This is a genomic window from uncultured Microbulbifer sp. (assembly GCF_947489355.1).
Classification (GTDB): domain Bacteria; phylum Pseudomonadota; class Gammaproteobacteria; order Pseudomonadales; family Cellvibrionaceae; genus Microbulbifer.
In genome coordinates, this window is record NZ_CANLDD010000035.1 from 16950 (window position 1) to 30714 (window position 13765).

General features: G+C 58.3%; 18 protein-coding genes. All 18 read right to left on the reverse strand.

Translation table 11 applies throughout. The annotated features are described in order from the left end of the window. Window positions 1-4: 4 nt before the first annotated feature. Window positions 5-529 (reverse strand): phage tail protein, encoded by a 525-nt coding sequence (locus Q1A48_RS13845; RefSeq protein WP_299945907.1) that lies wholly within the window; start codon window positions 527-529, stop codon window positions 5-7. Continuing rightward, window positions 526-1695, reverse strand: coding sequence for a baseplate J/gp47 family protein (locus Q1A48_RS13850; protein ID WP_299945908.1), 1170 nt, complete (start codon window positions 1693-1695; stop codon window positions 526-528). The genes Q1A48_RS13845 and Q1A48_RS13850 overlap by 4 nt, the downstream gene beginning before the upstream one ends. Continuing rightward, window positions 1692-2027 (reverse strand): DUF2590 family protein, encoded by a 336-nt coding sequence (locus Q1A48_RS13855; RefSeq protein ID WP_299945910.1) that lies wholly within the window; start codon window positions 2025-2027, stop codon window positions 1692-1694. The genes Q1A48_RS13850 and Q1A48_RS13855 overlap by 4 nt, the downstream gene beginning before the upstream one ends. Further along, complete coding sequence (locus tag Q1A48_RS13860; RefSeq protein WP_299945912.1) at window positions 2027-4327, reverse strand: phage tail tape measure protein; 2301 nt, start codon at window positions 4325-4327, stop codon at window positions 2027-2029. Before Q1A48_RS13860 ends, Q1A48_RS13855 begins: the two co-directional genes overlap by 1 nt. Window positions 4328-4508: 181 nt before the next feature. Then, the gene (locus Q1A48_RS13865) at window positions 4509-4796 is read right to left on the reverse strand and encodes a putative phage tail assembly chaperone (RefSeq protein ID WP_299945914.1); all 288 of its coding nucleotides are present in this window, start codon (window positions 4794-4796) and stop codon (window positions 4509-4511) included. Between the two features lie 40 nt (window positions 4797-4836). Beyond that, a complete protein-coding gene (locus Q1A48_RS13870; protein ID WP_299945916.1) occupies window positions 4837-5109 on the reverse strand; it encodes a hypothetical protein in 273 nt (90 codons plus the stop codon). After that, window positions 5106-5591: a hypothetical protein gene (locus Q1A48_RS13875; protein WP_299945918.1), complete on the reverse strand. Its 486-nt coding sequence runs from the start codon at window positions 5589-5591 to the stop codon at window positions 5106-5108. The genes Q1A48_RS13870 and Q1A48_RS13875 overlap by 4 nt, the downstream gene beginning before the upstream one ends. Then, window positions 5588-6172, reverse strand: a complete 585-nt coding sequence (locus Q1A48_RS13880) for a hypothetical protein (protein WP_299945992.1) — start codon at window positions 6170-6172, stop codon at window positions 5588-5590. The genes Q1A48_RS13875 and Q1A48_RS13880 overlap by 4 nt, the downstream gene beginning before the upstream one ends. Before the next feature lie 5 nt (window positions 6173-6177). Continuing rightward, on the reverse strand, window positions 6178-6387 hold the full coding sequence (locus Q1A48_RS13885) for a TraR/DksA C4-type zinc finger protein (protein ID WP_299945920.1): 210 nt from the start codon (window positions 6385-6387) through the stop codon (window positions 6178-6180). Between the two features lie 9 nt (window positions 6388-6396). Further along, the gene (locus tag Q1A48_RS13890) at window positions 6397-6843 is read right to left on the reverse strand and encodes a phage protein (protein WP_299945922.1); all 447 of its coding nucleotides are present in this window, start codon (window positions 6841-6843) and stop codon (window positions 6397-6399) included. Window positions 6844-7211: 368 nt separating this feature from the next. Then, the gene (locus Q1A48_RS13895; protein ID WP_299945924.1) at window positions 7212-8327 is read right to left on the reverse strand and encodes a DUF2586 domain-containing protein; all 1116 of its coding nucleotides are present in this window, start codon (window positions 8325-8327) and stop codon (window positions 7212-7214) included. Window positions 8328-8409: 82 nt separating this feature from the next. Further along, window positions 8410-9072 (reverse strand): phage virion morphogenesis protein, encoded by a 663-nt coding sequence (locus Q1A48_RS13900; protein WP_299945927.1) that lies wholly within the window; start codon window positions 9070-9072, stop codon window positions 8410-8412. Continuing rightward, window positions 9056-9544: a phage tail protein gene (locus Q1A48_RS13905; protein ID WP_299945929.1), complete on the reverse strand. Its 489-nt coding sequence runs from the start codon at window positions 9542-9544 to the stop codon at window positions 9056-9058. Before Q1A48_RS13905 ends, Q1A48_RS13900 begins: the two co-directional genes overlap by 17 nt. Then, on the reverse strand, window positions 9544-10008 hold the full coding sequence (locus tag Q1A48_RS13910; protein ID WP_299945932.1) for a head completion/stabilization protein: 465 nt from the start codon (window positions 10006-10008) through the stop codon (window positions 9544-9546). Before Q1A48_RS13910 ends, Q1A48_RS13905 begins: the two co-directional genes overlap by 1 nt. A 3-nt stretch (window positions 10009-10011) precedes the next feature. Next, window positions 10012-10788 (reverse strand): site-specific DNA-methyltransferase, encoded by a 777-nt coding sequence (locus tag Q1A48_RS13915; protein ID WP_299945935.1) that lies wholly within the window; start codon window positions 10786-10788, stop codon window positions 10012-10014. A 98-nt stretch (window positions 10789-10886) separates the two neighbouring features. Continuing rightward, entirely contained in the window at window positions 10887-11567 is a 681-nt protein-coding gene (gpM, locus tag Q1A48_RS13920; protein ID WP_299945938.1) for a phage terminase small subunit, read from the reverse strand. Window positions 11568-11650: 83 nt separating this feature from the next. Further along, on the reverse strand, window positions 11651-12697 hold the full coding sequence (locus Q1A48_RS13925; protein ID WP_299945941.1) for a phage major capsid protein, P2 family: 1047 nt from the start codon (window positions 12695-12697) through the stop codon (window positions 11651-11653). Between the two features lie 58 nt (window positions 12698-12755). Continuing rightward, a complete protein-coding gene (locus tag Q1A48_RS13930) occupies window positions 12756-13703 on the reverse strand; it encodes a GPO family capsid scaffolding protein (RefSeq protein WP_299945943.1) in 948 nt (315 codons plus the stop codon). Between the last annotated feature and the right edge of the window lie 62 nt (window positions 13704-13765).

Genomic DNA, 13765 nt, shown 5'->3' on the forward strand with positions numbered 1-13765 from the left:
TTCCCTACAGTGAAGCCGATAAAAACCCGTTGTCGTGGCCGCAGTGAGCGCTGCGCAGTTGAATGGGCAGCGGTGTTAAAACCTCAAATTCATAGCGGCGACAGATACGGCCGTATTTGCGTAAAATAATCTGTAGCAGTTCCGGGTTATCGGCCATTTGCTGGTCCGACAGATGCAGTTTGATCACATCCCAGTCCCGGTCCGGCAGTCGCTCTTCAATTTCCACATAACCAATCAGCAGGCGTTCAAAGATGCGCTTTAATCCGGCCACGCTGCCCGCGTCGCGGGCATTCACAAACGCATAGCGCACCCGCAGGCGGTACAAGCCCATGGACTCGCCGTCGAAGCGCTGCACCCCGCGCTGCCAGGCCAGCAAATCCAGCGCGCCGGGGGTGCAGGTCAGCGGGTCCAGTTGGCGCACCGGCCAGTACAGCCAGGTTTCCACCTGTTCCCAGAAGTGCTGACAGGCGCGGCGCAGTTTCGACAGCTGCGGCCCGGACAGCCAAAACGGCAATTTCAACGGGATCATGACAGCGTCACCGACAGGCTTTGCAGGCGCGGCAGGTCCATCTCGCTGACGATATATTCCAGGTTGAAATTCACCCCACGAACCAATTCAAATTGTCTGTGCAGTTCACCGCCGAGCAGGGAAAAGGAAAAACGGCTCCAGGGTTGCACCAGGGTCGGCTGGTAATCCCGGTTTTCACGGAAGGCGGCGCGGATAAAATGCGCCACGTCCGCCTCTAACTCCGTCCGCGTATCCCCGCTCAGGCCATCGAGGGTGTACACCGTCACGGCAACCGTGTGGTGGGTTTCCGGCATGGGGAAAATTTTCAGATCGTCGCCGTGGCCGTGATTGCCCTCGTCGGTGATCCTGCGCTGGATACGCTGAATAAATGCCGCGTCCGGATTGCCGATGGCAAACATCACATAGGCGTCGGCGGTGCCGGGGCCACGGGGGGCATCGCTGTCAAAAAAAATATACTCATCGTCCACCCCGTCGAAACCGGCAATCAATGCGCGGTAGACCGCGTCCGTATGCCACTGGTTGACTGCCATAAACTGAGTGCGAATGCGCTTGCGCAACGCCTCCGGTTCTTCGTCGTCGGTGCCCGGATGGGTCAGCCAGTCGGATAAATTGCTCACCGCGATAATGCCTGGCAGCAGCACCGGCAACACCGAGTAGTAACCCGCGGCCAGGTTATAGGCACTGCCCGCCGCTTCCGCCTCTACCGGCGCCAGTACGGTTGCCTGCCCATCGGGGAAAGTGGCCACTGCGGTGGTGCGCAGGGTGTAGACGCGGCCATTGATATTCGCGCTCTGCACCGCGGTATCCACCGCTACCGAAAGCGCACCGGAGCTGTCCGCACGGGTAAACTGCACCAGGCCCTGCGCTTTGGTTTTTACCTTCGGCACCAGGTTGACTCCATCGGCATGCAATGCAAGAAAATCCCCACTCGCCGTCTTTACATACATTTGCGGCATCACCCGATTGATGAGCGCTTTAATTAACCAAATAACTGGCTTGGTCACTAATATCGTGACCATGCGCCACCAGGGCGATATCTCCCGCTGATTCGTGAAGGCGACGTTTTCCGCCTGCACGGCTTTTTCAAATTCCGCGCGCACGGCCGCCTCGGTGGTGGGCAGCCCGCCCTCGGTTAACAACTTGGTAAACAGCTGCTGCTCGCTCACAGGGTAAACTCCAGGTGTTGGTATTCCAGCGTGGTGGCGCGCACTAAAATCGTTTCCTTATCTAGCCGCGTCAGCACCGCACTGCCGGGCTCGATGCGGGTGTCACTCTCCACCAGGTTTTCCAATCGCGACAGGTTGATCGCCCAGGTATCGCGCTGGCGCTCTCCCACCAGGGCCACAAGCCAGCCGCTCTCGCGGATCAGGTGCTGGATATCCTGGGCAATCGATGCGCGGTCACTGATACCCAGGGGCACACCGACACCGTCGAGGGCGATATCGTTGTTGATAATCAGCAGGTCCTGATATTTTTTATGTTGCGGGGATTGCGTCATCAGCCCGCCGCCATTTCCAGTTCATCCAGAAACGACTGCCCGCTGGCCGGGTTATAGACCTCCACTTTCTCGATATGGGTGCCGCCGCGGGAGTGTGTTTGAAAATGCTGGGCAATTCCCCCCGCGGGCACCGCGCTGGGTCGCTGTTGCGGCAGGCCCGGCAGCGGGCCGGGGCGCTGCACCCGGATCTGCTGCAGATCCGCCATCTTGCGATCCACAACCTCGCCGCCCGGCGTTTGCGGGAGTGTGATATTCACTCCGTTGCGGCCAAAACCCGGTAAAAAGCGCAGTTTGTTGTGCAACCAGTCCAGCCCGCCGCCGAGGGCGGAAAAGGGATTCAGTGTTCCCAGCCAGGATTTAAACGCGGTAAACCAGGCCGGTATTTTTTCCAGCTGCTGCAGTAACAGCCCGGCCACACCGACACCTGCCAGCAGTGGCGCGAATAGCAGGCGCAGAAAAGCGTTGTCCTCGATGGCACTGCGCAGGGTTGCCCACTTGCCCATCAGCCAGTCCAGTGCCCGCCCGGGCGCGCCGAATAAATCCTGTGTGCCGAGCCAGGCGGAAAATTGCCCGAACCACGCCGGCAGCCGCATCAGGCTGCGAATTACCAGGGAAGTCATATCCACACCCGCCAGCAACGGCGCAAACAGCAGGCGCAGAAAGGCGTTGTCCTCGATCACACTGCGCAGCCGGCCCCACTGGTCCATCACTCCCTGAATAAACTGCAGGGCAACGCTTTTTACCGTATCCCAGTGGCGCACCAGCAGCACCAGGCCGGCGATCAGTGCCCCTACCCCCATCACCACCCAGGTAATGGGATTGGCCCAGAGCGCGGCGGAAAACAGCAGCGTGGCCTTGCCGGCAATACGCATGCCGTTGCCAAGCAGCGCCAGACTGGCGGCGGCGCCTTTGCTGGCAAAACCCCAGGCCGCCAACAATTGTGGTTTAAAGGCCAGGTGATAGAGCAGCACCGCCACACGCCCGGCCTTGAGCGCACTGTTATAGAGCCACTGGACACCGGCCGCGGTTTTGGTGACGGCAGTCCACAAAAATTGAACCCCCGTCAGGCCGGCAAGGGTGAGCCGTAGTATTCCCCCCACAGCAACGAGGGCAAGTAAACTCGCCATCAGCCCCGCAATATAACTACTCACGAGGCCAATCAGTTTGGTCAGGTGCGGGAACCGCTCGCTCCACAGCATCATTTTCTCGTTGGCGGCGGTTAGCGTTGCCACCAATGGGGTAATCACCGGCAACATGGCCTTGCCCAGTAGGGTCATTAACGCGCGGCTGCTGGCCTGCCACTGCTGAAACACATCGACGGTTTCCGCCGCCATCTGCTGTGCCACCCCCATACCACGCACCTGGTCGAACTGGTCCAGGTAACCGGGCAGCTTCTCCAGACCGGTACCCATCGCTTCGACAAACCGCACCGCTTCCTGTCCGCCGAAGTTTTTTTCCAGAAATGCACCGCGCTCCAAAGCGCTCATGCCCCGAGTCAACTTGTTGATCTTCGCCAGCAGTAGGTCCGGTGCTAATAGTCCCTCGGCAGTCTCGAATTTCACCCCCAGCTTTTCCTGGGCTTTACTCAAACCGGAAATAAACGCCTTTGCGGCAGTGCCGCCTTCCGAAGCGCTCATCTGTCCCTGCAGCATACCGGCCACCGCCATCTGCTCCGCCATGCTCCAGCCCTTGTTGGTGGCGGTGGCCCCCAGGCTTTCAAAAAACCTCGCCATTTTCTGCCCGTCGGTGCGGAATACCTTCACCGCCAGGGCCGTCTGCCCCGCCAGTTGCTCCGCCCATGTATGACGCCCGATACGGTCGGCGGTTTTCTGGAAAATGTTGTACATGCCTCCCATATAGCTGGTGATATCGCCCACATTGGCCTTGGTGCCCCTGGCCAGCACCGCCGCCACTTGGGTAAATTTCGGAATTTCATTGTCCCGCAAACTGGATATAGCGCTTTTGATGTCGTAGGAAGCTGCCACAAAATCGGTGGCACTCTCGCCGTAGCGGGCGGAGAACGCCAGCGCAGTCCGTTCCAGCTCTTTCAACGCACTTGCTGCCACGCCCAGGGTGCGCACCCCGGCCAGCGCCCGTTCCATTTCAATCGCGGGCCCCAACAAACCGGACATGGCCCGCTGCAGCGCCCAGCCGCCGGCGGCAGCACCAGCCAGCAAGGCGCCACCTGCGGTCGCGTGTCGCGTCACCTTGTGCAGCTGCGCATCCAGCTTGCCGAGCGGTCCACTGGCCCTGTCGATCAGACCAATGCGAAACATCAGTTTTTCCAGTCTGGCGTTCATCAGCGTCTCCAGGCTCTACCAATCCCGTTGGCAACGGTCGCTTCTAAATTTTTCCAGTAATCCCGCTCCAGAAAAAACGCCGTAGCCAGAGTGTCTTCCTGCAAAGGCGCCCCCGGCAGCCACTTGTGCGCATAGGCACACAGGCGGCTGTAGCCGTTCTGTTCAAGGGCGTCTGCCAGCGCTAGGACTTTTTTACCAACACATCCAGGTCGGGGGTGTATTCCTCCATCAATGCACTACCCAGGGCCACCTCGGCACCGGGTTGCGCCGCCAGTAGTTCCAGCAGTTTGTCCTTGTGGGCCGCCTCCACCGTAGCCACCAAAAAGTTGTGCATGGGGCCGGTCTTGTTGTTGGGATTAAGCCGGTTGATCAGCTTGTTGTAATCTTCCCGGCACACCTGAAAAGTGAATTCATTATCGCTGGCACTGAGCGTGATGTTTTTCTGGTTGTGGTTGGTTTTTGCAGCCATGGTGTTCTCCTTCCTACAGGGTTGATCCATTGTTTAAGGTTTAACTTTTGATACCGAGGGCCGCTTTAAAGCCGACCCACAACATGCCGGCGATTCCAACCAGGAAAATGCCCAGTAGAATACGCCGGGTCCAGACCGTCACTTGCTCCGACGCCTTGCGCTGTGTTCTCAGATGGGCGAAGTCTTTCTGTGTCTCATGTACGTCAACCGTATCCACACCCAGCTTTTCCAGCAGGTCTTCCATCGCCTCTCGTGCCGATTCTCCAGCCGCCTTGCGCATCAGCGCTTCCATTTGCTGTTCGTTCAGGTTCATGGTGCCGGTGGCCTTTTGCCGAACATGCGGTTTCCCGCCCAGGTTTCCACCGCCGTACGCAACATGCGCCGGAAACCGAAAGTGTCGATATACACCGCGCCCAGGCCCCACCAGTAAAATTCCGGTGTGGCTTTTAAGGCAGTAAACCCGGCCTGCACGGCACTCTGTAAATCGCCGCGCTGGTAGTGCGTGGCCATCACCAGTTCCAACAGCGGTGCGGCAAATAACAACACCATCGGCAAGGTGGTGAGCAGCAATAAATAATCGTCTTTCCAGCCCCGCTGCCCGGCGCTCTCCAGATCCATGGCCGCGGCGTGATCGTCACCACTCTGGGTGCGCGCGATACGGGCATTGTTGGCGGCTTTTTTTAATGCCAGTTCACCCCGGCGCTGCTCCGCTTTGACTTCGCGCTTGTGTTTAAAAAAATCCAGCAAACCACCGAGTACAAATTTTCCCGCAGCGGCCAGTACAGTGGCACTCATAGGTCCGACGCCTCCAGTAGCGTGTAAGTGAAAGTGGTTCCCCATTCTCTTGCCGCCCGGCCACACAAGGCAATTAATAAGGCAAAATCGAAAGGGTTGGCCAACACTTGGCAACCAGCGCTCCATTTATCAACACGCTGGCTTCCATGGGTTCCGCTGGCTCTATGGCAGTTGATACCGAAGAGGCCATCATCAATAGGCGCATCAATATCGATAATCGAATCTCGGTTATTGTCTCGGTATACTCGCGCAGGCATCAGCTGTACCAGAGCGTGATACTGGCCCCGGTGCATTCCTAGCTGCCATAGCCTTTGATACTGTCCAGGCACCAAAATGGCAGTGCCCCTGATGTGCATCGGGTTCTGTCGCCAAAAGATGCCGGGGTCAGTGGTGGCCGGAAACACCAGGCAATGGGGTGCGCCATCAAAACGCCAGGCAACGGCAAAGTGATCGTTAAAGAAATTGGATTGATTGTCAGCAGTGCGAATACCAATCAAGTTCAAGTTGTAATCGCCGTCATCAAAAAACTGATACCCTTTGCGAATCAGCGCCGTTTGCAAGTTTCCATATCGTACCCGCATCACCTTCACTCCCCTGTTTCTTCAAAGAATGCCTGACACTCAACACACCGGGTTACGCCCCCGAAAGCCTGCCGCGCTTGTGGTATGGGCCAGTCGCAATCCTCACAGTTTTTCAGGCTCAGCTTGTCGAGGTCGGAACGATTGCGCTGGGTATTCAGGGAGCGCTTACGATCCTCTTCTTCAAGCTGCGAAGCCCGGTCCAATTGATCTGGCATTTTCAGCCCCTAGTTCAACCGCTCGATTTCCGCCTGGCGCAAATAGGGCACGCCGTTGACTTTGACAAACTCGCGCCCGGTGACCTCAAAGGTGACGGTGTGCATCAAGCGCTCATTGTTCTGGCTCGCGCTGAGCAGATCAGAAATGCGCAATTTGCAGTCGAAGGCTTCGATATTCAGTTTTTCGTCGGTAGACTCCGCATTGAAAACCAGATCAAAGGTGGGCAGATCGCGAAAACTGCCGGCCTCTTTGGCCGCATCCAGAATGGTGGCAAGCTCGCCGCTGTTGAATTTCATCTCACCAGTGGCCGACACCTCGCCCTCAATAAACCCATCGGGCACTCCGCGGTTTTTTGTCGCCGCGGTGGCGTCCTCTATGGTCAGGCTGGCCTCATCGATATTGACGCGGTAGCTACCGATGGTGACATCGATATCGCGGCCGGATAATTTGGACATAGCTAATACCCCACTGTTTTTTTCACTTGAGCGTAACCCGCTCGTTTTTCACACTTATTTGAGAGCGACTTTTAACATCTTGTAGATGAGCCAACACATCAGAAAAACAGAGGCCAGAAAGAATACGCCCCACAACGGTGCAGTCACCCACCACCATGACCAAGTGATGACGCCACATAGCTTTAACCCCAGGAATAGCAGGAATAGCAGGAATAACGGTGTGGTTTTCATTAGAAAGTCCTCTCTTCAGCTATAAAATATGAATTCGCCCCAGTAGCGGCAGGTCACCGCGCTGTCATTTTCTGTACTGGTCCCAGCATGATTAAAAACCCTCCCAGCCATTGTTATCTTCCTCGGACGAATCTAAATCACCTGGCGTTTGTCAGGTCCAGCGCAATATTTGCTTCAATTTCTTTCGGGGAGTTGTAAGGCGTAACCCGTAGGTATACCTCGACCTTATCCCGTGTTGGCCAAACGATTTCTATATCGCCATCCTTCGGCGCCTTGATTTCACCGGGAAACTCGCTGGTGCCGATTCTGGTGCTGCGCGCCATGGCGCGCAGGGGCCGGGAGAAATAGGTTTTGTTGGAGGCAATGGAAATCGGGGTGCTGTTCAACAGGCGGTTGCCGAGTCGGCTGATGGCCAATATACGGATTTGCCGCGCGGCCTTGTCCACCACGCGCAGGTTTTCCATCACGCGGTAATCGCCGCCCTCCGCGTCCAGCAAATTGCAGTCGCCCCAGAAGGTGCCGGGGTAATCGGCATAGGTTTGCGGTACAGACAACCGCAGCGCGTCCAAACTGGACAGCAGGGCGTTGTCCAGGCCCACGCCGGCACTGTCGTTGGGCACCGATCCCAAAGACAGCACCGGACCTGTGGCCACGCGCATGGGCGTGTCGGCAATACTCACCGCGCGGTTGCACAAGCGTCCCGCCAGCACACCCAGGTTATTGCCGTGCAACAGGGGCACCGCGGACACCCGATAGGCGTTGACGGGCTGCACCATAGCGGCCTGTGCCGCCAGGTAATCGCTCCAGGTTTGCTCGGTATCATCGATACCGGGGGTAGCGCTGAGGATTGCCAGGCGACGCCCCTGGTCTGTGCGCACGGCCTCGGCTTTGGCAAAGGCGGTTTCCAGATCGCCCGCCGACGCCGCCGGCGTACACAGTGCCACCAGTTCCGGAGACACACTGTGCAGGGCCAGATCCAGCGCGTCCCCCCAATCGTCGTCCACCGCCATGGGCAGCGCCCAGGCTTGCCAGTTTTCACCGCCGTTGGCCTGGGCCGCGCTTACCTGGGTTTTAATTTGTGAAACTTCCGTGCCCAGCAACTGGTCCAGATCGGATTGGCTGTTCAGCGCAATCACCGTACCCGCGCCGGTGCTGATATGACCCACACCCAGAAACAGGGTCTTGCGTTCAATTTCATCAAAACTGCCCTGGCTCAGATTCAGGTTGTTGACGGTCACTTTTCCCAGTGCCATGGCCTTGCCCTCGATCAATTAGTTGTACGTACAGGTACTGTCGATAAATTCGTTATGTGTAAATCCGCTGCAGACACAGGATTTACACCCGTTGAATCCGCTGTAACGCTTCATCAAAAATCGTATTGGTCAGCGCCTCAATCTCGCGCCCGTCGACGCCGAGAAAACTGCGCTCCGGCAGCGGGATCACCCAGCTTTTTTTCGACTGCCCGCCCTCGCGCATCTGTTTCAAAATCAGGCCCGCCTGGCCCTGGGTCATCTGCTCGGTAATCCAGCGCATGGTGGGCTTTTTCTTTTTGCCGCCTTTACGGCGCACCACATAGCCCTCCCGCTTTAATGCCCGCGCCTGGCGCCGCGTGGCCGGCGCCTCGTAATCCGGCCTGCCGCGCAGCTTGTGCGCCTTGGCGGCGTTCCAGGTTTCGGGCACCCCGTGCTGGTGGGCGTAGGCAATCTTGCCGGTGACGTTGGCCCCGTAGCCGACCTCCGCACCGCGGGGGTCGCTGTGCAGGCCCATGCGCTTGCTCATACCCCGCAACAGTTTGCGGCCGCCCTTGCGGGGTTTAGTGCGCGGTGCCCAGGTGCGGCCGCGCAAATCTTTTTGTGCCCGCAACCGCTTGCGGCTGTACACGCGCACCTTGCGCCCCAGGGTTGCCGCCAGCCGCCGGCGCTGGGCCGGCTTCAGCGTCAGCAGTTGCAGCTGCCGGCGCAGGGTCAGGTGCCCGCTGATATCAAGGGTCGCGCGCATAGGGGGCATCTGTGGGCAGGGATTTGTTGTCCCCCACCGCCACCTGGTCCGCACTGTCCACCGGCACCGCTGCCACCGCCCAGCGGGCGCCCCGGTAGGCAATGGGGCCGTTGTCGTCCTCCACCAGATCCACGTCCTCGGCAAAGCGGATGGTGATTTCCACATCCGCAACACGCTCGTCGATCACGTCCACATCCACATCCGGTGCCGGTAGGTCTTGATCGAAGCGTGTCTTGTCGTGCTCCATCAGCCAGGTGGTCACCAGGGCAAACAGCAGCGCCGGATCACCGGCATAGCGCTCAATCTGGATCACCGCGTCGTAACTCTGCCGGCACACCCGCAGGCCCTGGCCCAGGTGCTTGCTGGCAGGCTCCATCTGGCCATTTTCCATCCAACTGTCCAATTGCTCCGCGGACACCAGATTGGCAGCCAGCAGGTGTGCGGTAATAGCGGTGAGTTTTTCCAAAGCCATCAGAGCAGCTCCGCGGTGATATTGGTGGTGATGCCGCGCAGGCGGCGCAGGGCCTGATCCGATTCCGCGCGGTACAGCTGTTCGGTGTGCGGGCTTTCCTTGGCCTGGTGCTCGCCCACCTCCCGGCGTGTCACCGTCGCGAACTGACGAAAGGCCATGGCGGTGACCAGGGCGAACACGGCGCGCTGGTATTGCACCAGCAGCGCGTGCTTGCCACCGATGATCGGTGCCGGTACTTCAGCCAGGGTGGACAATCCGACCCGCTGCCAGGTGTCCTGCTGTTGCGCCAGGCTGTCATTCACATCGATCATGGCCAGGCGCAGCAGGTGCTCCACTTTTGCCTGATCGTATTCCGCCGGTACCCGGTACATTTTCTGCAGATCCCCTAAAACCAGATCCGGAAAAAACCCGTTGTTCTCCAGTGTGGTTGTCAGGTAGTGATCGGGCTTACCGGTGAAGCTCATTGTCTATTGCCCTTTATGGTGCGCTTTGTAAGCGGAGCTCAGACGCTTTTTGGCCACCGCAAAATACTCCACGGTTGCTTCGATACCGATAAAAGGCAACCCGGCGTGGATCGCCGCCACTCCGGTTGAGCCACTGCCCATAAACGGATCGAGCACCGTTTCACCCGACGGCACCACCTGAATCAGGTGCGCCATGACCGCAACAGGTTTGGCTGTCATATGCAGTTTTTCTTTCGGGTTTACCCGCTCGCGGATGGCCCCGCTCAAATACACCGGGTGCTTGTCGCTCTGGCAGCGCCCCTTGAAGCCCCAGGCAATGTACTCCGCTTGGCAGCGGAACTTCCCTCTTGCCGGGCGGCAGGATTCGGTTTTATCCCAGGGCACAATGCCGTTAAACGTGAAACCACCGGACTGCAGATAGTCGGTCGTGGTCGGCAGCTGACGCCAGTCACTGAATACACAGATCGGCGCACCCTCCCGGGCAATCCGGTAGCACTCGGACGCCCACAGGGAACTCCAGAAGTGAAAGCTGCGCTGATCGCGGTTTTCCCCATTAAATTCCGGGTGTTTATTTTTTACATGAATGCCTTGATATTTTTGGCTTGGTGCCTGCGCCTTGGTGATTGCCGAAACGCCGGAACTCGCATAGGGTGGATCGGTAATCACTGCGCCGACACTCTGATTCCCCAGTCGCCCCAATACCTCCAGCGCTTCCCCCTGAAACAGCACAATATTGCCTATCGAAAATCGCTTGATCGCCATCTGAAAACCGACCTCCATTTCCACTGCTGATTGACTGTAAAAACGCGGTGCCAAGTGGTTTGCCTGATCGCACCGGGCGACAGACGCCCCACTGGCCCGCGCGGGTGGGGGGATCGTTACAATTTTTTCCTGGCAGATTCCAAGCGGGTTTTCACGCCCGCCTTATCATTCGCTGCCGTTGCCTTTTCATACCAATGCACCGCTCTGGCAAAGTCTTCCTGCTGATCGCAAATTAGCCCCGCCAATTTGTACAGTTTGCCCAGCACAATAATTTGCGTGACCGGCCAGATTCCCTGCTCCACGTTTTCCAACACCTGCTCGTAATAGGGGCTGGCACTGCGGTTGGCCATGTACTGGCGTTCGGCCCAGTCGTGCAGAGTTTCCGCCACAAAGGTGGGCAGATCGCGATTGAAGCGCGCCGGTAACTGTTGCTGCTGGGCAATGGCCAGTGCCGCCAGTTCCAGTGCCTGCTCGATATCCTCCACATCCAAAAGCCAAATAAGGCAGTACACCAGCAGTGGGTTCGGGTACTGGGCACCGCTTTCACGGTAATCCTGAATATGGGGCAGATACTTGGGCAGCAACTGGCGCTTGAGGGCGATTTTTTCCTGCACGTTCGCGCGCTCGGACAACAGTTGCAGATCTGCCTGCAGAGCCGCTTCGATCACGGTGCGGTCCGGGCTTTGCAGCACTGTGGTCTGCGCGGCAACAGCGACGGCAGTGGAGGCAGCAGCGGCGGCCTGTGCTGCTGTGCGGGCGCGGGCGCGCGCCTGGTGTTGCAAAGTAATAAACGGCATGGTGCAAACCTGTGGTATTGATCCTGGTTAAAAAAACCTCCGGCGCCCGCAAGGGAAAGCGAAGCCGCAAGCATCCTGTTGGCTTAGGCCCAACCCCCTTCACCATTGGGTAGTCGCACATTGGCGAATTCCACCCCCGCGGCCTTTTCCTCGTCCTCGACCACATAGCCTTCGTTGACCGAGTTAAAATCCTCCACGCGGTTGCGCTTGTGGTTGTCGGCAACCGACCTGCGCCAGCTGTCGCTCTGGTAATAAATGGAGAGATTGTCGAGGCTGGTGATTAAAATGCCCCGCGCCGGGAAAAAGGGGATATCGGTTTTTAGCGGCAGGCCGGCGTAGACCCGCGTCACCACTTCGTTTTCGATGCGTTCTTTTTCTGTGGGGGTTTGCCCCAGCGCCTTGTACAGGGTCGCTTTTTCCTCCGCCACCAGTTCCTCGCCCACAATCGCCACCAGATCCTGGGCACCGCGGTGCAAGGGGTTGATCATCTGTTTTACCGCGTGTACGGCAGCGTCCAGATTTTCAAAATCGCCGCTTTTACCGATACGAATTTCCCCCACTGTGGCAGTGCCGCTGGAGCCGTCGAACCACTGGGCGCCACTGTTATACTCGCGCAGGTGCTGCAGCCAGCCCTTGTTCACGTCCTCGCCGTTGGGATTGCCGGCGGGAATGGTTGCCGCTGCGGCACTGGTGCCCACCCAGCCCACGCGGATACGCGCCAGCGCAATGGCCTTGCGCACCCATTTGCCGTAGCGCTCCTGAAAATCGGGAAACTTGGCCCAGGCGTCAATGGTGGCCCACTTGATATGGGTGTCGAACTCGGTGGAAAAGAGTTCATAGTCCTTGCTGCCCAGGGACAACACATCGCTGGTCTGGCGGTCGTTGTTGTCGGTATCGGTGCGCTTGGGCACCAGGCCGGCAGCGGAGCCGATCACCTTCTGGCCTTTGATCTCGTCCACCGGCACCACATTGATTTCCTGCAGGAAGCCGTCACTCTCGACGATCCTGTCCTGCAGTTCCTGGGCGATGGTGGGCACCACACTGAAGGATTCCGCCACCGACTCCACGCCGTAGGTGGTGGCCATGGCGATCAGCATAGCGGTATACAGTTGTTTGGTTTTCGGTTGCATGGCTTGTGTTTCCGTACAATAAAAAAGAATGTCCAATTCAAAAAAGAGAGATGCCTACTTAAAGCACGCGAGGATTACCGCCGTCGACCGTTCCCTGGGGCACTCTGGTGCCGGGGGTTTCGGTGTTGAGGGCCTTGTTGAATTTTTCGCTCAGGGTCTGAATTTGTTGCGACAGCGTTGCAAACTCGGCCTGGGTTGCAGCTGCGGGGGCCGGTTCCCCTGCACCCTGTGCGGGATCGCCCCCCTTGCCAAACTTTTCTGCCAGGGCGTCCACCCGCGCAAGCAGGGACTGGAATTCTTTTTTACTCACCGGGGCACTGTCATCTGCAGCATTGTCGCTGTCTTGACGGTGATCACCGCCACTGGCTTCGGGCTGACCGGCAAAGCGGTTTTCCAGCTGGGCAAATTGTTCCTGCAAATTCTCCAGCGTAGTTTTCAGGATATTGAATTGTTGCTCGTCCATGGACTTGTTCTCTTGCGGTTGGGGTTCAGAGTGGGCATCCCTGCCAAACGATTGCAGCAGGCGGCTGAGCAGCCCCTGGCTGTCTTCCAGTTCCAGCGCGGAAAGCGCAATTGGCTTGGCAAAATAATTGTCCGGCTTCTGTACGCGGTTGAATTGCAGTTCGGTGGTGCCCAGGCTGGCGGGGGAATCGGTCACGGCCAGGCCGGCCAGATAGGCTTTGCCGGTGCCGGCAAACTCCGGCTGGATCTCGATACTGGTAAACAGTTTCTGGCCGTGGTTGTTGAGGTAAATTAATTCATCGGTGGGTGCCAATCGGGCAAACAGACACTGCCGGCCCTTGCCGTCCACCTTCGCCTTCAGCGCCACCACCTTGCCCAGGTTGCCGAAAATACGGATATGCTCATACCAGATATTCGCGGTGTACTCTTGTGGGTCATAGCCCTCGGCCATATCTACAATATCCCGGGCGGGAACCTCGCGGCCATCGACGGTGGGACCGCTAGTGGCCACCTTGACCCAGTTGGTTGTGAGCTTTCGCGGCATCGAGGTTTCCCCGTGTGTGTTGTCTGTTGGAATTCAGCCAATGGGCGCGAGACTAAGGGCCG